21 protein-coding genes, 1 tRNA gene and 1 pseudogene are annotated in these 19746 nt (G+C 57.2%); 9 read left to right on the top strand and 14 right to left on the bottom strand.

Annotation, left to right across the window (positions count from 1 at the left end):
- The first annotated feature begins 10 nt into the window (after nucleotides 1-10).
- Entirely contained in the window at nucleotides 11-985 is a 975-nt protein-coding gene (locus BZG29_RS09150) for a ribonuclease Z (protein WP_077401418.1), read from the top strand.
- On the opposite strand, the gene BZG29_RS09145 is transcribed toward BZG29_RS09150, so the two are convergent.
- The gene (locus tag BZG29_RS09145) at nucleotides 972-1628 is read right to left on the bottom strand and encodes a tetratricopeptide repeat protein (RefSeq protein ID WP_077401415.1); all 657 of its coding nucleotides are present in this window, start codon (nucleotides 1626-1628) and stop codon (nucleotides 972-974) included. The two genes, BZG29_RS09150 and BZG29_RS09145, sit on opposite strands and share 14 nt — an antisense overlap.
- 154 nt (nucleotides 1629-1782) lie before the next feature.
- Here BZG29_RS09145 and BZG29_RS09140 point away from each other — a divergent pair, with 154 nt between their 5' ends.
- Together BZG29_RS09140 and BZG29_RS09135 are read left to right on the top strand one after the other, a co-directional pair.
- Nucleotides 1783-2442: a hypothetical protein gene (locus BZG29_RS09140; protein WP_077401412.1), complete on the top strand. Its 660-nt coding sequence runs from the start codon at nucleotides 1783-1785 to the stop codon at nucleotides 2440-2442.
- Nucleotides 2443-2493: 51 nt separating this feature from the next.
- Nucleotides 2494-2964 (top strand): GNAT family N-acetyltransferase, encoded by a 471-nt coding sequence (locus tag BZG29_RS09135; protein WP_077401409.1) that lies wholly within the window; start codon nucleotides 2494-2496, stop codon nucleotides 2962-2964.
- 3 nt (nucleotides 2965-2967) lie between these two features.
- On the opposite strand, the gene BZG29_RS09130 is transcribed toward BZG29_RS09135, so the two are convergent.
- Nucleotides 2968-3585, bottom strand: a complete 618-nt coding sequence (locus tag BZG29_RS09130; RefSeq protein ID WP_077401406.1) for a TetR/AcrR family transcriptional regulator — start codon at nucleotides 3583-3585, stop codon at nucleotides 2968-2970.
- A 248-nt stretch (nucleotides 3586-3833) separates the two neighbouring features.
- Between BZG29_RS09130 and BZG29_RS09125 the strand changes: the two genes are divergently transcribed.
- Nucleotides 3834-4979: an MFS transporter gene (locus BZG29_RS09125; RefSeq protein WP_216350382.1), complete on the top strand. Its 1146-nt coding sequence runs from the start codon at nucleotides 3834-3836 to the stop codon at nucleotides 4977-4979.
- Nucleotides 4980-4982: 3 nt separating this feature from the next.
- Here BZG29_RS09125 and BZG29_RS09120 read toward each other — a convergent pair whose 3' ends face one another.
- The 5 genes from BZG29_RS09120 to BZG29_RS09100 form a co-directional block, all read right to left on the bottom strand.
- The gene (locus tag BZG29_RS09120; protein ID WP_077401400.1) at nucleotides 4983-5477 is read right to left on the bottom strand and encodes a prolyl-tRNA synthetase associated domain-containing protein; all 495 of its coding nucleotides are present in this window, start codon (nucleotides 5475-5477) and stop codon (nucleotides 4983-4985) included.
- Nucleotides 5478-5541: 64 nt separating this feature from the next.
- Nucleotides 5542-5742, bottom strand: coding sequence for a DUF3079 domain-containing protein (locus BZG29_RS09115; RefSeq protein ID WP_070255230.1), 201 nt, complete (start codon nucleotides 5740-5742; stop codon nucleotides 5542-5544).
- Between the two features lie 137 nt (nucleotides 5743-5879).
- A complete protein-coding gene (locus tag BZG29_RS09110) occupies nucleotides 5880-6338 on the bottom strand; it encodes a hypothetical protein (protein WP_077401397.1) in 459 nt (152 codons plus the stop codon).
- A gap of 29 nt (nucleotides 6339-6367) precedes the next feature.
- Nucleotides 6368-6775, bottom strand: a complete 408-nt coding sequence (locus tag BZG29_RS09105; protein ID WP_077401395.1) for a GNAT family N-acetyltransferase — start codon at nucleotides 6773-6775, stop codon at nucleotides 6368-6370.
- Between the two features lie 136 nt (nucleotides 6776-6911).
- A complete protein-coding gene (locus BZG29_RS09100; RefSeq protein ID WP_077401392.1) occupies nucleotides 6912-7373 on the bottom strand; it encodes a GNAT family N-acetyltransferase in 462 nt (153 codons plus the stop codon).
- A gap of 198 nt (nucleotides 7374-7571) precedes the next feature.
- On the opposite strand from BZG29_RS09100, the gene BZG29_RS09095 reads away from it, so the two are divergent.
- A complete protein-coding gene (locus BZG29_RS09095; RefSeq protein WP_077401389.1) occupies nucleotides 7572-8030 on the top strand; it encodes a hypothetical protein in 459 nt (152 codons plus the stop codon).
- A 13-nt stretch (nucleotides 8031-8043) separates the two neighbouring features.
- On the top strand, nucleotides 8044-8340 hold the full coding sequence (locus BZG29_RS27690) for a hypothetical protein (protein ID WP_150130840.1): 297 nt from the start codon (nucleotides 8044-8046) through the stop codon (nucleotides 8338-8340).
- A gap of 112 nt (nucleotides 8341-8452) precedes the next feature.
- Here BZG29_RS27690 and BZG29_RS09090 read toward each other — a convergent pair whose 3' ends face one another.
- Nucleotides 8453-8845: a GFA family protein gene (locus BZG29_RS09090; RefSeq protein WP_077401386.1), complete on the bottom strand. Its 393-nt coding sequence runs from the start codon at nucleotides 8843-8845 to the stop codon at nucleotides 8453-8455.
- Between the two features lie 154 nt (nucleotides 8846-8999).
- Nucleotides 9000-9239 carry a hypothetical protein gene (locus BZG29_RS09085; RefSeq protein ID WP_077401383.1) on the bottom strand — a complete coding sequence of 80 codons (240 nt, stop codon included), beginning with the start codon at nucleotides 9237-9239 and terminating at the stop codon, nucleotides 9000-9002.
- Nucleotides 9240-9548: 309 nt separating this feature from the next.
- On the opposite strand from BZG29_RS09085, the pseudogene BZG29_RS28430 reads away from it, so the two are divergent.
- Nucleotides 9549-9692 (top strand): annotated as a pseudogene (locus BZG29_RS28430) (PLP-dependent aminotransferase family protein); the annotation flags it as partial.
- Between the two features lie 12 nt (nucleotides 9693-9704).
- Here the strand turns inward: BZG29_RS28430 and BZG29_RS09080 are convergent.
- The gene (locus tag BZG29_RS09080) at nucleotides 9705-11018 is read right to left on the bottom strand and encodes a serine hydrolase (protein WP_253192835.1); all 1314 of its coding nucleotides are present in this window, start codon (nucleotides 11016-11018) and stop codon (nucleotides 9705-9707) included.
- 97 nt (nucleotides 11019-11115) lie between these two features.
- Between BZG29_RS09080 and BZG29_RS09075 the strand changes: the two genes are divergently transcribed.
- Together BZG29_RS09075 and BZG29_RS27685 are read left to right on the top strand one after the other, a co-directional pair.
- Nucleotides 11116-12231 carry a DUF3667 domain-containing protein gene (locus BZG29_RS09075; RefSeq protein ID WP_171984964.1) on the top strand — a complete coding sequence of 372 codons (1116 nt, stop codon included), beginning with the start codon at nucleotides 11116-11118 and terminating at the stop codon, nucleotides 12229-12231.
- Between the two features lie 847 nt (nucleotides 12232-13078).
- On the top strand, nucleotides 13079-14896 hold the full coding sequence (locus tag BZG29_RS27685) for an NACHT domain-containing NTPase (protein ID WP_150130839.1): 1818 nt from the start codon (nucleotides 13079-13081) through the stop codon (nucleotides 14894-14896).
- A 550-nt stretch (nucleotides 14897-15446) separates the two neighbouring features.
- On the opposite strand, the gene BZG29_RS09065 is transcribed toward BZG29_RS27685, so the two are convergent.
- The 4 genes from BZG29_RS09065 to BZG29_RS09050 all read right to left on the bottom strand — a co-directional run bounded on the left by BZG29_RS09065 (nucleotide 15447) and on the right by BZG29_RS09050 (nucleotide 19725).
- Nucleotides 15447-15536 (bottom strand) — tRNA-Ser (locus BZG29_RS09065).
- Nucleotides 15537-15657: 121 nt separating this feature from the next.
- Nucleotides 15658-17703 (bottom strand): EAL domain-containing protein, encoded by a 2046-nt coding sequence (locus BZG29_RS09060; RefSeq protein ID WP_077401370.1) that lies wholly within the window; start codon nucleotides 17701-17703, stop codon nucleotides 15658-15660.
- A gap of 1 nt (nucleotide 17704) precedes the next feature.
- The gene (locus BZG29_RS09055; RefSeq protein WP_366928712.1) at nucleotides 17705-18793 is read right to left on the bottom strand and encodes an HDOD domain-containing protein; all 1089 of its coding nucleotides are present in this window, start codon (nucleotides 18791-18793) and stop codon (nucleotides 17705-17707) included.
- A gap of 302 nt (nucleotides 18794-19095) precedes the next feature.
- Nucleotides 19096-19725, bottom strand: coding sequence for a response regulator transcription factor (locus BZG29_RS09050; RefSeq protein ID WP_077401364.1), 630 nt, complete (start codon nucleotides 19723-19725; stop codon nucleotides 19096-19098).
- Nucleotides 19726-19746: the final 21 nt, after the last annotated feature.

Raw genomic sequence — 19746 nt, 5'->3', positions numbered from 1 at the left:
TAATGCGCCCATGTTCAAACTGACTTTTCTCGGCACGTCTTCCGGCGTGCCCACGCGCCACCGCAACGTCACGTCGCTGGCCCTGCAAACCACGCACAACCGCGACTGGTGGATGATCGATTGCGGCGAAGCCACGCAGCACCGGCTGCAGCGCCTGCCCCTGTCCGTGCACGACCTGGTGGGCATCTGCATCACCCACGTACATGGCGACCACAGCTATGGGCTGCCGGGCTTGCTGGCCAGTGCCTCGATGACGGGGCGCAAGAAGCCCTTGCTGCTGATCGCCCCGGCCGCCATCAAGGCCTGGATCGACGCCACCTTGCTGCACACGGAACTGTTTTTGACGTATCCGCTGATCCACATCGACGTGGACAGCGCGCCAGTGGTGTACGAGGAATCGGGCTTGACCGTTTCGCGCCATGCGCTGTCGCACCGCGCACCGAGCGTCGCTTATCGTTTTGCGCTGGAAACGAGCAGATGGAAGCTGGACAAGGCGGCCCTGCAGGCGGCGGGCGTGCCGCCCGGCCCCGCCTGGGGACTCTTGCAGGCGGGCCAGGATGCGCCGCTCGACGATGGCACGGTCTTGCGCGCCGCCGCTTTCCGCCAGACGGAAACGCAGCGCGCCACAGTGGTCATCGGCGGCGACAACGACACGCCGGCGCTGCTGACGGATGCCTGCACGGACGCGCAATTGCTCGTGCACGAAGCCACGTACACGGAAGCCATGCTGCAAAAGGTGGGCCCCGGCCCCACGCACAGTTCCGTGCAGCGCGTGGCGCAGTTCGCCGAAGCCGTGCGCTTGCCGAACCTGATCCTCACCCACTTCAGCGCCCGCTACCACCATGCGGAAGGCATGGCCGAGCTGGAAGCGGAAGCCCGGCTGCATTACTCAGGTGAACTATTCCTCGCGCGCGATTTCGACAGCTATGAACTCGATGCCGCGGGCGTGCTCAGCAAGCTGCCGGGGAAGTCTAGTGGGGATTGACGCCGTATTGCTCCGCATACTCGGCGGCCAGCGCGCGCGCCGCCTGCTGCTGTGACGGCGTGAGAATTTCCAGCAGCTGGTCGCGGTTCTTGATCGATTGCGCGCTGCCCGCCTCGGCCGGCATGGCGATCCACGCGTACGCCTGCACGTAATCGAGCTCCACACCCTGCCCTTGCGCGTACAGCAAGCCGTATTCGTTCTGCGCCGACAGGGAACCGGCTTCGGCCGCCTGCTTGTACCAGAACGCCGCCTCGGCATAGTCTTGCGCTACATCAACCCCTTTGCGGTAAGCCTGCGCCAGATTGAATTGCGACTGGCCATCGCCCGCCTCGGCCGCCTGACGCCCGTACGCGAGCGATTGCGCCATGTCTTGCGCGACGCCATCGCCGCTCGCATACATCAGGGCCAGATTCGCCAGCGACGGCGGAAAGCCCGCCTGCGCGGCCGCCGTGAACAATTCCACCGCTTTCGGCAAGTCTTGCGTCACGCCATGGCCCTGGTAATACAGGCTGGCCAATAAATGCCGGCCCGCGGGATCGCCGGTGCGCGCCGCCGCATCGAATTGCCTGAATGCCTCGGCATGATTGCCGTCGTTATAAGCGAGAATGCCAGCTTCATTCAAAGATTCGGGAGAGGAGGTCATAAAGATTCCTTATTCGGGGATTTTTTGGCATTGTACACAGCACTGTTCCGCGCAGAATGCACGATAGGAAACCGTGTGGCGCATTGCCCAAATCATGCGTTATGATCATTCTCCACCTGATGCAATCGGGGCATTGTGCCCGAAGAATAACGCCATGAAATTGATTGTTCTGCTTTTATCCCTGATTTCCACGTCGGCTTATGGCGGCACCTTGCACCTGGACAAAGCCGCGACAGGCAAAGTGCGGCAAGCGGCCGATATCCGCTATGCGAATCACGATGAAAAACAGACGTATCGGCTGAAAATCAAAAAGCAGTGGATCAATGGCAGTTGCAGCAGCAGCGGCACGGGCAATTTGCACGCGCTGCTGCTGGACATGAATTTCGACGGCCATGCCGACCTGTGGGTCACCGGTTACACGGATAGCCAGGGGCGCATCCGCTGTTCCGACGTGTGGCTGTGGGATGCGCAAGCAAAACAATACAGTTTCAACAAACCCTTGTCTGCCATTCCGAATCTGGATATCAGCATAAGCGATCAAAAAATCGAAGGCGGCATCGCCAATTGCGGCTGCGCGGCGCAATGTTTTTATGAAGACAGCTATGCATGGCGGGGCAACACATTAATCGCCATCGCCCGGCGCGCACAGGATTGCGAGCGTTACCGGGAATACCGCTTGAATGACAAAAACCATTTGATTATCGTCAAGGATGAAATCATCGATAGCGGCAATCCCGGCCAGCAGGCAATCGAGAATAGCAAAATCTTTGATTGGCAGCGCCATGCGCAAACCATGCGCAAACCCTGGGAATGAGGTTTATCCAGCCTCATTTTCGCCACAGACACGACACTAGCGAGTAATTACATGACGACACATCCAGCTTCCATTACCTTCCATCCCGCCAGGGCGGAAGACACCCCGGCCTTTATCGACTTGCGGGGCAGGACGCGGCAAAACGCCGTGTCCGCGGAACGCCTGGCGGAAGTGGGCATCACGGCCGACACCTGGGCGGAAATGATGCGCTCGGGCAGCCTGCCTGGCCACGTCTGCCATCATGACGGCCAGCTGGTCGGCTATTGCTTTGGCGAGCGCGACACGGGCGAAATCATCGTCCTGGCGTTGCTGCCGGAATTCGAAGGCCTCGGTATCGGCAAAACCCTGCTGGAACTGGTGATGACGGAACTGCGCGCGCAGGGTCATCAACGGCTGTTCCTCGGCTGCTCCGACGACCCCGCTTCGCGTTCGCACGGCTTTTACCGCTATCTCGGCTGGACCTCGACGGGCGAGACGGACAAATACGGCGACGACGTGCTGGAGTTTCGCTTTACGGCCTAGCGTCTAGCCCGGCACGCGGTTGACATCCCACACGCGCAGGATCTGCGTAATGGCAGAATCAAACACGGCGTAGCCCACGCCATCGCGGGCCTGGATAGCCACGCCCGACAGAAAACTGTCGAAGACGGACGCCAGCGCCACGGCATCCATATCACCAGGCAATTCGCCGCCGGCCATGCCCCGTTCGACGCAATGCACGAAGCCGGCACGCGTGCGCGCGCGCGAAGCCGTCAGCGGGGCTGCCACGGCCGCATGCTCGGCCGTCGGCGCGCTCATGCAGCCGAGCGCCACCATGCAACCGGGCGGGTGGCCCGCATCGGACTGCATGCTGGCCGACTGGCGCAAGGCCAGCTCGATGGCCGCGCGCGGCGCCAGGCCATCGTCCCACAGGCATTCCGTCACGCGCGCAAACGTATCCAGATAGCATTGCGCCGCTTCGCGGAACAGCGCTTCCTTCGAGCCGAACGCCGCATAAAAGCTGGGCGCGGAAATGCCGCCGCCCAGGCTCGCCTTGAGCTGGCTCAAGGACGTCGATTCATATCCCTGCTGCCAGAATAAAAACATGGCCTGCTCGACCGCCGCCTGCCGGTCGAACGTGCGCGGCCGTCCCATTTGCGCCATCCATCGCTCCTTCTCATCTACCCATATGCCACTTACATACTACTCGATACAGAAGTCGTTGACAATGCGGCGCGCCATCGCCTATATTTATACCGATCGATACATATGTACCGCAACGACGGTCAGGGGTACCTCTGCGCCTGATCACTTGACAAGGAAATTTCGCTTTGAATCACGCCGCTATCACTACCGGAACCAGCCCTGCGCTGGCCGACCGCCTCCCCGTCGCCGGCCTGCTGGCCCTGGCCATGACGGGTTTTATCTGCATCGTCACGGAAACCTTGCCCGCCGGCTTGTTGCCGCAGATCAGTACGGGACTCGGCATCAGCGCCGCGCTGGCCGGGCAAATGGTCACGGCCTATGCTCTCGGCTCCCTGCTGGCAGCCATTCCGCTCACCATCGCCACGCGCGGCTGGCGCCGCCGCAACGTGCTGTTGCTGACTATTCTCGGCTTTCTCGTGTTCAATACCGTCACGGCGCTGTCATCCCACTACTGGCTGACCCTGGCGGCCCGTTTCTTTGCCGGCATGGCGGCCGGACTGGCCTGGAGCTTGCTGGCGGGCTACGCGCGGCGCATGGTGGCGCCGCATCAGCAAGGCCGCGCCCTGGCGCTGGCCATGGTGGGCGCGCCCGTCGCCCTGTCCCTGGGCGTGCCGCTGGGCACCTTGCTCGGTTCGCTCGTCGGCTGGCGCGCTGCATTCTGGATCATTTCCGCCCTGACATTGATCCTGATCGCCTGGGTGCTGGCGAAGGTGCCGGACTACCCGGGCCAGCGCGCGCATGAACGCCTGCCCCTGCGCCGCGTCTTCACGACGCCGGGCGTACGCCCCGTGCTGGCCGTCGTCATCGCCTGGATGCTGGCGCACAACATTCTCTACACCTACATCGCCCCGTTCGTGGCGCCGGCCGGATTGACGGAACGGGTCGACCTGGTCTTGCTCGTTTTCGGCGCCGCCGCCATGGCCGGCATCTGGATCACGGGCAAGCTGGTCGAGCGCCACCTGCGCGCCACCGTGCTGGCCAGCCTGGCCGTGTTCGGCGCCACGGCCCTCGTGCTGGGCATCGCGTCACAGTTTCCCATTGTCATATACCTGGGCATGGCCGTCTGGGGCTTGTCCTTTGGCGGCGCGGCAACGCTGCTGCAGACGGCGCTGGCCGACACGGCCGGCAGCGGCGCCGACGTGGCCTTGTCGATGAATGTGGTGGCGTGGAATGGGGCCATCGCGGCAGCGGGCGTGGCAGGCGGCGCCTTGCTGGAAACCTGGGGCGCGGGCGCCTTCCCGTGGGCCATGGTCAGCTTGCTGGTGCTGGCCTTTGCGATCGCCTGGTCGGCCCGCGCGCATGGTTTCCAGCCGGGACGGCGCAGCGGCGGCGCGCCCGTGGCCGGGCATTGATCATCAGGGAGCCGCAGGGACACTCATGATGCGCGGCACATGCCCCGTGTGCGCGAGGAAACGGACCAGCGTGGCATGCGACAGCGCCACCGTGGCCGTGTTGCGCAGCGGATGCGCTTGTATATGGTCAGCTTCCCACACGGCCTGGTCCAGCACCAGTTCCACCGCCTGCGCAATGTCATGCAGCAAGGCAAACAGGCTGACGGCGCCAGGCGTGATACCCAGGTGCTGCAGCAGGCGTTCGGGCGTAGCCATGCTCAGCTTACTGACCGGCAACAAGCGCCCCAGTGCCGCCAGGTCGATGCGCTTGTCGAAAGGCACGATGACGAGGAAATGCCGGCGGCCCTTTGCATCGCGCACGAACAGATTCTTTACCATCAGGCCAGGCATGGCTGGCACGTGAATCAGTGCTTCATCGATGGTGTGCACGGCCGGGTGCTCGACGAACTGGACATCGCCGGCGCTGCTTGCCAGCCAGCGGGACAGGGTTTCTTGCATGGAGACTCCTCAGCGCGGACGCAATGAAGAGATTGTAGCGGCGCGCCGCGTGGTGCGCTTGCCGTCAGGGCGGATTCTCGTCCTTGTCGGCCTTGTCGGCCGCCGCCAGCCCCCAGTCATTCCAGCCTTCGCCAAACAGCTCGATCGGATGCTGCGTGCGTTCGGAACCATTGCCGCAGCGCATGGCATCCGGCGGGCAATACTTGTCGCAACCCCAGCAGATGCGTTCGGGGTTCTTCGGGTTTAAGGGAAAGGGCTTGGCCATGGGAGGCGATCGTGGTCCGTTGAGGGTTCCTTGTCGACTCTAGACCTGGCGCGGGGGGAGGTCAAACCAATTTCAGCTAGAAACTTGTCCAATATCAAGCTTGTGCAGATCGTGGAGCATCGGCATGGCGCCGTCCCCTACTCTTTATCGTTTCTGACGGAGATGGCCACTTCCAGCACAATACGCGCCACATTGACACCGCCGTCGGCGGCCGGCTGTGCCTTCAGTTCGTCCAGCGCGTAGACCATCGTCACCATGGCGCCAGGCGCGAACAGCCTGATGTCTTGCTTGTGGTTTATGTAGATGCTTTCGTCCACTGTCGAGCCATCCGCCAGGCGCAAGGTGAAGCTGTTGACCTGATCGCCGCGGCGGCTGTCCTGGCCCGCGAAATACGTGCGTTCGATGATGCCCGTCAAGGTTTGCGTCGGGAGGCGTTGGGCCTCGATGCTTTCCCACCAGGCTTCGGAAGCGAACAGGCCATGCCTGCCTTTCAGGCCCATGTGGGGCCGGGCACTGTCGAGGGTGAGGGCCTGGGTTTTGGCGACGCGGCCGGGGTCTTTTGCCAGGGCTGCGGCGAGGGTATAGACGAGTTTCATCAGGTGCGGGAATTGTTAAAAACAGTCGCTCAATGTTTGCGCCGGATGACGTAGGCGTTGCCGGCAGGCTCAAAACCGAGCGTCGGATAGTAGGACATGGCGTCCGGGGCGGAGAGCAATATCAAGGACACGTCGTCGCCGATGATGGCCTGGGTGCGCTTGACAAGTTCCTTGCCGATACCCAGGCCCTGGTACCGCTGGTCGACGGCCAGATCCGACAGATAGCAGCAATACGCATAATCGGTCAGCGAGCGGGCCACCCCCACCAGCTCATTATCCACCCAAGCCGACAGCGAGAGGCAAGGCGCGGCGAACATGCGCGCGATTCTCGGGAGATTGGCGGTCGGCCGCTTGATGCCGGATTGATCGAAGACACGAACGACATCGAGCGGATCGAGGGGAAAGTTATGGCGATATTCGACGGTGCTGTTTTTCATTGGTTCAAAAGTGGAAAGTGATCGCGCATGGGCGCAGCTTGTTTCTGCAAACGTTGCTCAGATTCGCATATGCATTGAATAGTATGCCAGTTGCGGGAGAGAAAGGCTGTTCCCGTCCCCACCGTGCATGTGACGCTCATTCCGATGCCCGGAACTTCAAAAAGCGTTGGCCTTCATGCTCCACCTCGCGATCCAATAGGAAGCCGATTCTTGCCAGCCCCTTGAAGCGAGTGCGGCTGGGCGGCAGCAGGATGCTTACCGGGCCAATGCCCAGTTCCCGCCGGCGGTGCATGAAATGGCGCGCCAGCGCAGGCCCATGTCCCCAGAACCGGGGGAGCAATACCAGTGCCAGGTCTGCTTCGCCCCCTTCCTTCTGAAAACCGCCCCAGCCGGCAAACGCGCCATCCAGCCGGATAGCCCACGGTCCATAGCCATTCGCTTGCCATTGCGCGTCCTTGCCTTTCGCCCATTCCGCAATAGCGCCGTCGGTCCAACGTTCGGTGGCGAGTGGCATATGGCGGATGACGTCCGGGTGATTCAACAGAAGGAGCCATTCTTCGTGGGGAATATCGGAAAGCGGGTGAAAAGTAAAAGCCATGTGCGTTCAGTCAGTTGAATGAGAAGCCGATGAACTTATCATCGTGCCACGAAAAGTACGCACTCGCCAGTGGAAAACAAAACGGCGGATCCGGGATTGATGACTGTAGAATGCAAAACCTTCCATATCTCTATCTGATATCGAACATACTTGGCAAGGATTGTAAATATGTTGGCACCGTTACGTTTGAATAGATGCATGTACGCTTCCTTGGGCGTCGCCGTTTTTCTTGTTGCTGGCGCCTCATCGGCGCTCGCGACCACGCTTGACGAGGACCTGACTCGCGGCGACATCCATGGCTTGTTTGAAATCAGGGAGGCCGCAGTACAGTTCATTGCAGCAGAGAATTCCAAAAATGGCACAAGTTGGCAAGTCCTGGAGCCGAACCGAAAGATTCTGGTGACAAAATGCGCGGCAGCTTTGCGTGTGAAATGGGTTCCGCAAAGCCACGGCCTGTCTGGACCGAATGTTGCCGTGAGTTGCGCCAAGACCGTCAATCCCGCGATACAGCATAAATGGGAAGTGTTTGTGCCTGTCAGTCAGGGCGACAGGCGCAAAAAAATAGCTGAAAAAACCATTGACATCAATACGCTCTCTGGGCAGTATGGATTTGCATTTTTGAAAAGTCACATAATTAATCACGACTTTTTATCATGACTTCATTCCACACTTGAACATTGACCGCATTAATTTAAAAGGGTTTAAAATGCCATTTAAAAAGTCGATTTTTGCAACGTTCTCCGTAGGATTATTAGCTTTTTCAACCTACGCTTACGCGGCAGCTGCATACTCCATTTCATATGCATATTATTCCGATGCCAGCTACAGCGAGCAAGTGGGCGAAGGACAATTCCATTGCAATGGCGGGACCACCGTTCTCTGGGGACAGTCGACCTCTTACAAATTGGAGCAAACGCGCGAATCTTGCCGTTCAGGCGATCCCTATACCGATCCGTGGGGAAATTGAATCAATTCCTTGCGTCGCAGGATATTTTATCTGCTGAATGCATTGCCTGACATCCGCGCGACAGCACTGCATGTGCGATAAAAAAAGCCAGTCAGATGACTGGCTTTTCTTATTATGTCGGACTTTCTTGAAACTGTTTTGCACTATCACAAATCTCATACCATGCAGGCTTGGAGCCAACATGCACATGGAATTGTATTCTTGCTTCAGGGTCATCATCCAGGCAATTGACTGAGATTGGAAATGAATCATTCTCTGAGCCAATTTCCCCTAAAGAAGTTCCGCATTTTTTGCAAAAAGTTCTTGCATATGTAAACGGAGGCTCCGGCTCATAGCGTTGAATGAATTCCCGTCCCGCCAGCAAGGTAAATGAATTTTTATCAACGAAGGCCAAGGCGCTCGCTCCGGCCTTCCGACAGCGGGAACAGTGACACATGCCCATCATGCCCGGAGGGGATGCCAATTCAAACTTTACTGAGCCGCAGCAGCAACTGCCTTTGATCATGAGGAGTCCTTTTTGAAAGTTGACACTGTATTTTTACACAGTATTTCCAAATAAACAAGGCACACATGATTCAGAAAGCACCGCGCGCGCGGGGCTGCCTAGCAGCGGGGAATTGCTGCCGCATCACCGGATATCGGCAGACTATTCTTGGCCATCAGGGCCAGATCATCTCCAAACCGACCATCTTGACGACGAAGAAGGTGACGAGCCCCAGGCCCAGAAGCGTTAGCACGAAGAGTGCGGCCACCTTGCCGCCCGCGCGCAGCACCGCGCGCGCCTCCTGCTCTTTCCCCTTCTTCCCTTGATCGTAATGCCACTTGATGGCGAAGAACATGCCCGTGCAAAGCACGAGAGCCTTGAACGTAACGAAGACTATAGGGGTCCAATCCATCATTTTGAGTATTTCCAGGTTTTATTACTTGACACTATCTATCGTGAGGAGCACTTCCCCAAAACGCTGCTTCCGCAAACTCTGTTCAAACCATCCCCCAGGGCATCCTGCGTGACTCTTTCATTATAGCCAGCTATGAAATATCAAGAGCACCGAGCGCCGTGATGTGCCGAATGCGGATGAGCGAGGTGAAAGCGTCAGCGACGGCCATGCAAGGATGGTGTTGCTGCAGGTTCTGACACATACTACTTTAAAACAATATCCATACATTGAGACAAAATGTCCCAGTTGCAAACCATACAAGATTGAAACCTGACTATCTGGTTGCCGCGCTTGGCCTGGATTAATGAGCCACGTTTTTTGCAGCTTGCGGATGCCTTGCAGACGGCGGTGGAAAAAGGATCGCCGACACCGGGTGACCGCCTGCCTCTGCAGCGCCGGTTGCCGGCACGTGTGCGTCCCCTCGAATTACTCAGGGAAAGCATTGCCAACTGCAATAGTCGCCGCCTTCACCGCAATCATTTCGGCCCCCGGGAGGCCCCTGTCAGCATTGGTCAGCACCGCCACATACAGCTGTTTCTCGGGCAGACGCAAAGCGTAGCTTGAAAAGCCGGGAATGCCGCCGCCATGTGACTGCATTGGCATGCCGCGCATCTTGCGCACGCTCCATCCGTAGCCATAGGGAACACTTTTGCCGTCGGCCAAGACATGGGCGGTAAAGGCTTTCTGCTGGCTGGAACGCTTAAGCAGTGTGCCGGCGCTGACGGCGACATCCCAGCGCGCCAGGTCGTCCACCGTGGACACGAGCGCTCCGGCCGCATACGGCAGCGTCATGCTGACCGCCTTGCCTGGTTCGAAGCCGGAGCCGGCACTGCTGCGCGTATAGCCCTTGGCGCGCATCGCACTGCCACGCTCATGGCCTTCGTAAGCGCTGTCGAGCATACCGAGCGGCACGAAAATGCGCTGCTCGACGAATTTGGCATACGCCAGGCCTGATACCTTTTCAATAATTGCACCCAGCAAGAAGTAACCTGAATTACTGTACGAATAGCGCGTGCCTGGCTCGAACTGGAGCGCATCGTTCTTGAAGCTGTCTATCATCTGACTCACCGTCAGATCCGTATTCATTCCCGCCTCAAAGGTCGGCTTGTTGGTAAAGTTTGCGATGCCCGAGGTATGCGTCAGCAGATGCTCGATCGTAATGCGCTTGCCACCGCTGGGGTAGTCGGGAAGGAACTTCTGGATGTCGTCGTCCAAAGCCAGTTTGCCCTCATCCACCAGCATCAGGATGCCGGTGGCGGTGAACTGTTTGCTGATTGAGGCGATGCGCATCACGGTGTCCGGGGTCATGGGCAGGCCCTTGGCCACGTCGGCCATGCCATACGCCTTGCGAAACACGGTAAGGCCAGCCTGCGTGACAATGACAGTGGCGCCAGGCTCGTTTGCCTTGAACAGGGGCGCGATCTCGCTGTCGATACGTGCGGCCAGCGCCTCTTCTTCGCTGGCCCCAGTGACGATTGCAGAAGCGGCGGTGGAGGCGGAGTCAGCATGGCTGGCGGGAGCTTGCAGCACCAAAAGCAGTGTCAGCAGCAGCGGTGAGGCGAGACGACGCGAGTAAAGTTTCAGCATATGGACATCCCGTTGAAAGTGGCTCGGCAGCGCGACCGTTCGCGCCAGCTCAGCAAGGAAGATAAAGAGGATGACGGCAAAGAACCAGCGGCTTGCGACGAACTGCGTTTTCGGCGGACAAGCGGGAGAAAAACGTCGTTTTTTAGCGCGCACCCGGCTGCTCGAACGGATTGCCGTTTTTGCCAGTATTTACTTGAACATACAGGCGCCTTGTTGCACAATCAGCCATTTTCCTGGTGGGAGATGCACGATGATTGAGCAGAAAGCGGCCGGCGCCCTGACGATGGCAGATGTAACGGCCAGCGAGATCGCGGGCGATAAAACGCCGCCGCCAGCCGGTGCCGCGCCTTTGGCGAACTGCGCCAACTGCCAGGCGCCGCTGGGCGGCGCGTTTTGCCAGGCCTGCGGCCAGTCGGCCCACATCCACCATTCGCTGCTGCACCTGGCCGAAGAAGTCATGCACGGCATCCTGCACTTCGACGCCAAGGCTTGGAAGACGATCCCGCTGCTGGTGGCCTTTCCTGGCCGCCTGACGCGCCGCTACATCGACGGCCAGCGCAAGAACTATGTTTCGCCGCTGGCGCTGTTCCTGTTCATGGTCTTCCTGACCTTCTTCGTCACCTCGTTCGGCAGCGGCCAGCTTCTAGGCCGCGACGCCAATATCGCCTCGCTGACAAACCACGCCGCGTCCGCCAAGCTCCGGGTCGAGCGCAATGAGCAGGCGCTGGAGGAGGCCCGCAAGGCCAATGCCGGGGTCGTCGGGGTCGAGAAGGCGCTGGCCGTTTCGCGCAAGCTGCAACACGAAGCCGAGCAACGCCTGCTGTACGTCGCATCGCCAGAAAAAGCGACCAGTGAAGACGGGGTTAAACTGAGAGAGCCCGGTTGGTTCGACAAGACTGTCTCCAGGATCGCGTCCAGCCCGCCCAATCCCGACGCCACTTTTCCGGAGCTGGAAAAAAGCTTTCATCACGCCGCAGAAAATCCCGAGTTGGCGTTTTACAAGCTCAAGAACACGATCTACAAGTTCTCGTTCCTGCTGATCCCGATCTCGCTGCCCTTCATGTGGCTGATGTTTTTCTGGAAGCCTGGCGTGACCATGTACGAGCATGCGGTGTTCGTGCTGTACTCGCTGTGCTTCATGTCCTTGCTGTTGACCGTGCTGATACCGCTATCGATACTCAACCAGGGCTGGCTGATCGGATTGCTGGTATGCCTGGCGCCGCCCCTGCACATGTTTCTGCAGCTACGCGGCACCTACAACCTGGGCAAATGGGGCGCGCTGTGGCGCACCTGCATGCTGCTGGTAGTGGCCAACATCGTGTTTTGCGTGTTCCTCGTGCTGGTGTTGATGAAGAGCGTGCATTAGCGTTACAAAAACAGAGGAGGATTCGGGGCGGGCTGGGCAGGTAAGTCCAGCCCTTCGAATCTCACACGCAGGGAATCTCACACGCAGGGCGCCGCCCTGCTCGCTTCCGCCAGGCAATAAAAAACCGCCCGAAGGCGGTTTCTTTATTTCCTGGCGGAATCGATGTAATGCACACATCTAGCATTCATGGTACTTAAATGACCACATACTAACAACGTACCTACATTTGTACCGTCGATGATAAGAACGCAAAAATTTTTCCATCCTTTAAGTTTGGCAGGTGTCCGATTGCATATCGCTGCGAGGATGGGACGCAAGCACACACCTCGGGAAATGGGAAATGAACTCAGCAATCATTCGGGCTGATGGCCAGTTTACACTCCACAAAATAAACCAAATCCGTCGCCCAAGGGCTGACCTATGGCCTAAACCTCGCGTTTACGCGCTAATTTATTGAGGAAAACCGCGTCAACAGATCAAGGACTGCCGCGATGTTCCGATGTTGAGCATGCTCTCATTCTCGGTGCCCCAACGGCTGAGTTATAGTGGCGTTCACTGCAAAAACCACCGAGCTACACCTAAAGTTGTTGTCCAGCTCACCGTAACGAACTATGCTAGATAAAAAAATTAGTCTCTTTCAAAATGTAAATATTAAAAAGAAATGTGAAAACAAGCATTGCGTCTCAATGTCATGGGAATTTTTCAAATCTGGCGAGCAAATAGAAAATATAATTTCTTAAAAAGGATTACAATAAAAATTGTAAACTTTTAAAAAATTCATAACTCTTAAAATTTTAATTTTCAAAAATAATGGACACATGATATGGTGACAGGATTCGAAATACCGATGGCCAAAGCACTAGCGCCTTTAATGGGTGAATTAGTAAAAAATTCCAAAGGAGGAATAAATAATGCGTTTGAAAAATGGAAAGCGAATGGATTTGCCAAAAAATTGGCAAAAAAACTAATTACAGCAGACAAAGTAAAAACTATTTGGTCCAAGGACCGTGAAAATTCCTTGCTGTCAATTTACTACCCTTCAAAAATTTTGGATGACTCTGGGCTACCTCAAACAGTCGAGTCACTTGGGGATTTTTCTAGTGGGAATTTTGTAATAGAAGGTATTGTAGGTCAGGGAAAATCTATTTTCATAAGGTATTTATATCTTCAAGAACTCGCAGGAAACGGTTCTGGGACATTACCTATTTTTGTGGAATTGCGAACGTTGACGCAAAAAAGAGACCTCATGGTACATATCAATGACGCCATCGAAAAACTGGACATTAATAGTAATATCGACGTATTTGACTATTTGGCAAGATCCGGAAAAATTACTCTTTTACTTGATGGTTTTGATGAAGTCAATACGACTCTTGTATCTGATGCAATTGAACGACTTGAATTTATCTCTGAAAAATATAATGACTTAAAGATAATAATAACATCAAGACCTTCTTCGGAAATACAAAAAAGCAGATTATTTAAAACCGTCAATTTAGCCAGACTAGAAGATAATGACCAAAGAGGTTTTTTAAAAAAACTCAATCTAAGTCGCGAGAAAATCGCCGAAATATTATCTGCCATTTCTGAAAACTCTCAGGATATTGCAGAGCTAATCACCACTCCATTAATGCTAACTCTACTTGTAATGGTTTATGAATCAGAAAAAGAAATTCCGTCAGAAGTCCCGGAATTTTTTAGCAAACTGTTTACTACGGTATTTACTCAACACGACAAATTAAAAGCAGGATTTGTTCGAGAACACCATTCTGGGATTTCAGAAAGAAAACTACAACATCTCTTCGAGGCTTTTTGTTTTTCTGTAGCTTCCGCAGGAATGGGCCGAAGTTTAACATCGGAGAAATTTAATGAAGCTTTCGAAATTGCAAAAAAATATTCAAACGGAATTACCTGCGAGGAAGAATCATTTAAAAAAGATATTGTTAAGGTTTCCTGCCTAATGCTAGAGGACGGATATAATATGCTAACCTTTTTACACAAAAGTATATCTGAATATTTTGCTGCAGCTTACGTTTCTCGTCTATCAGAAGGAACTGCAGAAAAATTTTACGGTAGAGTATTAAAATCGCATTTGGAATGGTCGGAAATTTTGCGCTACCTGGAGAAGATAGACGCATATAAATTTTCAAAATTTCATACATTGCCATCTATAGAAAGCTTTTTTAACTCCATTGAACTAATTGAACACTCAAAGGCAAATCCAGCAAAAATTTTGGAAAAAATTTTTGAATTTGGCAATGGCGATGGCATGAATATTCAATTTAGAACAATAGATGATTTTGACAGCGAAGACAAATATATACAAATCGGCTATCATAATTTTTATGGGTACGAAACTTGGCATAGTGAAATTCAAGAGATATTCATAAATTTTTTAATTATTGGAATTCGATTAGACATCCCCACGCAACTTAGCGAGGAAGAAATATTATCAAAAGGAAAAAAATTTCTGCAAGTAAAGTATAGCGGGAAGAAAGATGAGTATCACATCTCACTAAAGGACGCCATAGAAATATATGGATCAGAAAATATACTCATGCAAATACACTATTTTGAAGAGACATTACGTACAAAGCTAAAGGCTGCAAAGAAATTAATTCACGAGGAAGATTCCAAAGAGGAAATAATAGACCTTATTTTCTGAACTATGGATACAATCCTGTGGCAATGATGAATAAAAAAATAGCATATTGGGATGGATAATAATAGGTACCAAGACGTCGTATAAGATAAATGCGAAGCATAGTTCTCCTCACTCTTTTTATACATCTTAAAATCCCTTAAAGTGCATCAAAATGCGTCAAAATTTGCGTTCCTCCTTCGCCCCGCCGCGCCAGTCCTCATGCGCCTTCGGCCGTAGCGCAAATTTGAGTCAAAAGAGCCCTAACTAGCGGGCAGGTGTGGAGGGGGGACAACTGCGCGCGCCGGGCCGAAATGGAGCAAGAGGGTCAGGTCTGCTATTCGGACACGGACTGATGCATTGAGTGCTGGAGAAGCTTGCTCAGTCGAAAACCTAATTAGAACCACGAACGCGCGCCCTCGGCGCGCGGGGCTGCCGCGCAGCGGCAGCGGTTGGAGGATTCGGGGCGGGCTGGGCCGGTAGGCCCAGCCCTTCGAATCTCACACGCAGGGCGCCGCCCTGCTCGCTTCCGCCAGGCAATAAAAAACCGCCCGAAGGCGGTTTCTTTATTTCCTGGCGGAAGCGGTGAGATTCGAACTCACGAACAGTTTAACCCGTCGCTAGTTTTCAAGACTAGTGCCTTCAACCACTCGGCCACGCTTCCAGATGGCAGCATTATACATAAAGGTCCGTGGCTTACCAATGGCGAGTAGTCGGTGGCGCGCATTTAAGTCCCAAAGCGGCCTCGGGGGTCAGTGAGCTGCGCCGGTACGCCAACGGAATGCCTACACGCCCCAGTTTTCCCGCAGCGCCCTTTCAAACTCCCCCGCCGGCAATGGCCGCGAGAACAGGTAGCCCTGCACTTCGTCGCAGCCGGAACTCTTCAGGAAGGCCAGTTGTTCCGTCGTCTCCACGCCTTCCGCGATCACCTTGTGGTGCAGCTGCTGGGCGATGCTGATGATGGTGCTGGCGATGGCGCAGTCGCTGGCGTCGGTCGGAATGCCGGTGGTGAAGGACCTGTCGATCTTCAATGTGTCGATGGGGAAGCGTTTCAAATAGGATAGGCTGGAATAGCCGGTGCCGAAGTCGTCCAGCGACAGGGCCACGCCCAGGGCCGTGATGCGGTCCATGATGCCGATCACGCGCTCGATGTTGTGCATCAGGGTGCTTTCCGTGATTTCCAGCTCCAGCCAGGCCGCTTCCAGGCCGTAGCGGGCCAGGGTCGCCGCCACCCTGGCGGGCAAGGCCGCCGTGAATTCGCGGGCGGAGACGTTCACGGCCAGGCGGATCGGCGGCAGGCCGGCCAGTTTCCATGCCTGCGCCTGGGCGCAGGCCGCTTCCAGCACCCATTCGCCCACTTGCACGACCAAGCCCGTCGATTCGGCCAGGGGGATGAATTCGGCCGGCGGGATCATGCCGTGCTGCGGGTGGTGCCAGCGCACCAGGGCTTCGGCGCCGATGATGCGGCCGCTGCCCAGCGCGTATTTCGGCTGGTAGTGCAGCAACAGTTGCTGTTCCGATAAGGCCTGGCGCAAGCCTGTTTCCAGGCGCATGCGCGCCTGCATGCCCAGGTTCATGTCCTGGCTGTAGAAAGCCACGCTTTCCCCTTCGCCGCCGCTGTCCTGCTTGGCGCGGTACATGGCGATGTCGGCCAGGCGCAGCAGGGTTTCCGCGTCCTGCCCGTCCTGCGGATACACGCTGATGCCGATGCTGGCGCCCACGCGCAGGTCGTGGCCTTCGATCAGGAACGGCTCCACCAGCGAGCCCAGCAGCTTTTGCGCCACCATGCTGGCCTCGAAATGCTGGCCGATGTCGAACAGGCCGACGGCAAACTCGTCGCCGCCCAGGCGCGCCACCAGGTCCTGGTCGCGCAAGGCATGGCGGAAACGCAGCGAGACTTGCCGCAGCAGTTCGTCGCCGATGCGCCGGCCCAGGGTGTCGTTGATCAGTTTAAAACGGTTCAGGTCGATGAACAGCACGCAGCCGAGCATCTTGCTGCGCTGCGCCACGGAGAGGGCCTGGTCGACCAGCTTGGCCAGCAAGGTGCGGTTAGGCAGGCTGGTCAGCGGGTCGTAATACGCCAGGTGGTGCAAGCGCTCTTCGGCCAGCTTGCGCTCCGTGATGTCCGTCAGGTAGGCGATGAGTCCGATGGGCTTGTCGTCCAGGTCTTGCAGCGGCGACAAGGACAGGCTGGCCCAGAAGATCTCGCCTGACTTCTTTCGGCGGCGCACCTCCATCAGGCGTCCTCCCTGCTCCAGGAAGGCGTCGTGAAACCCCGTGTCTTCATCGTCGTACAGGAACAGGATGTTGCGCCCCACGGCTTCCACCGAGGTGTAGCCGAACAGGCGCTCGGCGCCCTTGTTCCAGCTGGTGATGTAACCCGTCAAGTCCATCGTCAGCACGGATTCGTGCAACTGGTCGAGGATTTGCGTCTGCTGCGCCAGCAAGGCTTCGACTTGCGCGTAGGCGTGCGTGGAACGTTGCGCCAGCGAATGCACTTGCAAGACGCCCGCCGTCAAGGATGCCAGGCTGGCCAGGTGGCGGCGGTCGGCGTCGCTGTACAGGCTGCGTCCCGCCACGCTGTAATGGCCGAAACAGTGGCCATCAAAACTGATTTCCTGCAGCAAGGCGGGCGTATCGCGGGGAAATGGCGCGGGCGGCGCAGCGGCGTCCAGGCTGGCCGCGGGCAGGAACTGGCCGTGCGGGCTGGCCATCACGGCGCTGGCGATACGGCCCAGCTCAGCGACCAGCGCGGGGCCGCGCAAACGCACGACGGCGTCGCACAGGGCGGCGCTGTCACCGAGGAAATCCGACACCGGAAACAGGGTCATGCTAGAGGTTCCGGCTGACCTGGATGGCCCATTGGTAGGCCTGCAGCAGGCTGCGCCAATAGGTTTCTCCGTCGATGCCGGCGCGGCGCAAGCCTTCGGGCGGCGGCGCGGCGCTTTCGACCAGCGCCAGCAAGGTGCCCAGCTCGCCATTGCGTTCGAGCAAGGCGACGCTCACTTCCGGCGCCAGGTTCAGGGTGGCGATGATCTCTTCCATCGGCATGCCCAGCAGGACATCCAGCAGGGAAAACACGCCCGCCATGAAGGCCAGGTCTTGCGCGTCGCGGTCGCCGCCGCGCAGCTGGCACAGCGCTTCCATCTGCGCCGCGCGCACGGCCGCCAGCGGCAGCAACGCGTGGATCTTGCCATCGTCTTGCTGGCGCGCATACAGCAGCAGTTGCAGCCAGCGCTGCAGCTGGCGCCGGCCCAGCAAAGTGATGGCCTGGCTGAAGCTGGTAATCGGCGCCGTGAACCCGAAGGCGGCTGAATTGACCAGTTTCAATAAATGATAGCTGAGCGACGGGTCTTGCTTGAGCGGCACTTCCAGCTCATGCGCATCGGCATCGCGGGCCAGTAAACCCAGCAGCGCCAGCAGCCGGCGCCGCGACGTGGCGTCTTCCGGCTCGCTTTGCTGGCGCGCATGGTGCAGGGCGTAATCGCCGGCAAACCAACTGACGCCGAGTTCTTGCGAGGCGGCAAACTGCCCCGCGTCGGCGATGTTGTAGGCCAGGTGCGGCCCCGCCAAAGGCAGCAACTGGTGCAGGGCCGGACGGGCGCCGGACGCGTCAAAGCTCAGCGCGCGCGCGTCGACTTGCGCCGCCGTCACGGGACCGGCTCCGGCGCCATCGAGAATGAGGCGATAGCCGGCATCGCGCCATTGCTGGCATTTTTTCTGGATTTGCTTGTCGCCGGCAAGATGGGCCGGCAAACGGAAGATGGTGCGTTGCGGCGCCAGTTGCGCCAGCACGGCCTCGTCCACGTCATGCGGGTCGGCCAGGGGAATGATGCAGTCGAGCGGCGCCAGGAAGGCATACGCATCGGCGGCGGCCAGCGCTGCCAGCAGCGGCGCCGTCGAGGCCTGCGGTACATGCAAGGTGACAGCGACCCACTCGTTATGAGCATTGGCAACTGCTTGTAATCCCACCAACGGAAACAGGTTTGATTCAGACGCTGACATCGGTATCTCAGTGTGGGTAGGGCGCCATAGTAAATAAACTGACCAGCATTGGCAACCCTGGCCCGACAGGGATGCCATTTCGACAGCAAGAATCATTCTATCCGAATCTCACCCAGGAAACAGTTTAATTTTGGCAATAAATATTCAAAAAAAACATTCCCCCGGGAGACCCGCCTGTCATGCGGGTTTGACAAAACCACGGCACCGCGCACGCCTGCTCAGGCGCTGCCGCCATGCGCGTGCTCGACCGCATATTTGATCAATTCGGCCTGCCCTTCGATACCGAGCTTGCGCTTGATGTTCAGCCGGTGCGTCTCCACCGTGCGCACGCTCAGGTCGAGGTCGCGGGCGATCTGCTTGTTCGACTGGCCCGCCGCGATATGCTGCAGCACCTGCTGCTCGCGCGTGGTGAGGAAGGAATCGTGCACTTGCGGACGAGACAGCTGCCGCGCCAGCGCGGCGCTGTAATAGATGCCGCCGGACATCACCGTCTCGATGGCGAAGACGATATCTTTCCCTGGAGCATCTTTGAGCACATAGCCGCGCGCGCCGGCGGCGATGGCTTGCGACACGTATTCGAGCTTGTCGTGCATGGACAGGATCAGCACGGCAATCTGCGGAAACGCCTGCTTGAACAGCGCCGTCGCCTCGATGCCATTCGTGCCGCGCATATTGATATCCATCAATACGAGGTCCACCTGGTGCGCGCGCGCCTGGCTCAACGCCTCGTCGGCGCCGCCCGCCTCGGCCACCACGTCGAAATGCGCCACCGCTTCCAGTCGCGCGCGCAAGCCGTCGCGCACGAGGGGGTGGTCGTCCACCAGCAGGATGTTGATCTTCTCGCTCATGTCTCGGTATCTTCCCGGTAT

The organism is Janthinobacterium sp. LM6 (genome assembly GCF_002002885.1).
Classification (GTDB): Bacteria; Pseudomonadota; Gammaproteobacteria; order Burkholderiales; family Burkholderiaceae_D; genus Janthinobacterium; species Janthinobacterium kumbetense.
This window is presented reverse-complemented; position numbering and strand designations above follow the sequence as displayed.

Coding starts and splice junctions, on each gene's coding strand:
- BZG29_RS09150 (WP_077401418.1), top strand. CDS start 11: ATGTTCAAACTGACTTTTCTCGGCACGTCTTCCGGCGTGCCCACGCGC.
- BZG29_RS09145 (WP_077401415.1), bottom strand. CDS start 1,628: ATGACCTCCTCTCCCGAATCTTTGAATGAAGCTGGCATTCTCGCTTAT.
- BZG29_RS09140 (WP_077401412.1), top strand. CDS start 1,783: ATGAAATTGATTGTTCTGCTTTTATCCCTGATTTCCACGTCGGCTTAT.
- BZG29_RS09135 (WP_077401409.1), top strand. CDS start 2,494: ATGACGACACATCCAGCTTCCATTACCTTCCATCCCGCCAGGGCGGAA.
- BZG29_RS09130 (WP_077401406.1), bottom strand. CDS start 3,585: ATGGCGCAAATGGGACGGCCGCGCACGTTCGACCGGCAGGCGGCGGTC.
- BZG29_RS09125 (WP_216350382.1), top strand. CDS start 3,834: ATGACGGGTTTTATCTGCATCGTCACGGAAACCTTGCCCGCCGGCTTG.
- BZG29_RS09120 (WP_077401400.1), bottom strand. CDS start 5,477: ATGCAAGAAACCCTGTCCCGCTGGCTGGCAAGCAGCGCCGGCGATGTC.
- BZG29_RS09115 (WP_070255230.1), bottom strand. CDS start 5,742: ATGGCCAAGCCCTTTCCCTTAAACCCGAAGAACCCCGAACGCATCTGC.
- BZG29_RS09110 (WP_077401397.1), bottom strand. CDS start 6,338: ATGAAACTCGTCTATACCCTCGCCGCAGCCCTGGCAAAAGACCCCGGC.
- BZG29_RS09105 (WP_077401395.1), bottom strand. CDS start 6,775: ATGAAAAACAGCACCGTCGAATATCGCCATAACTTTCCCCTCGATCCG.
- BZG29_RS09100 (WP_077401392.1), bottom strand. CDS start 7,373: ATGGCTTTTACTTTTCACCCGCTTTCCGATATTCCCCACGAAGAATGG.
- BZG29_RS09095 (WP_077401389.1), top strand. CDS start 7,572: ATGTACGCTTCCTTGGGCGTCGCCGTTTTTCTTGTTGCTGGCGCCTCA.
- BZG29_RS09090 (WP_077401386.1), bottom strand. CDS start 8,845: ATGATCAAAGGCAGTTGCTGCTGCGGCTCAGTAAAGTTTGAATTGGCA.
- BZG29_RS09085 (WP_077401383.1), bottom strand. CDS start 9,239: ATGATGGATTGGACCCCTATAGTCTTCGTTACGTTCAAGGCTCTCGTG.
- BZG29_RS09075 (WP_171984964.1), top strand. CDS start 11,116: ATGATTGAGCAGAAAGCGGCCGGCGCCCTGACGATGGCAGATGTAACG.
- BZG29_RS27685 (WP_150130839.1), top strand. CDS start 13,079: ATGGCCAAAGCACTAGCGCCTTTAATGGGTGAATTAGTAAAAAATTCC.
- BZG29_RS09060 (WP_077401370.1), bottom strand. CDS start 17,703: ATGACCCTGTTTCCGGTGTCGGATTTCCTCGGTGACAGCGCCGCCCTG.
- BZG29_RS09050 (WP_077401364.1), bottom strand. CDS start 19,725: ATGAGCGAGAAGATCAACATCCTGCTGGTGGACGACCACCCCCTCGTG.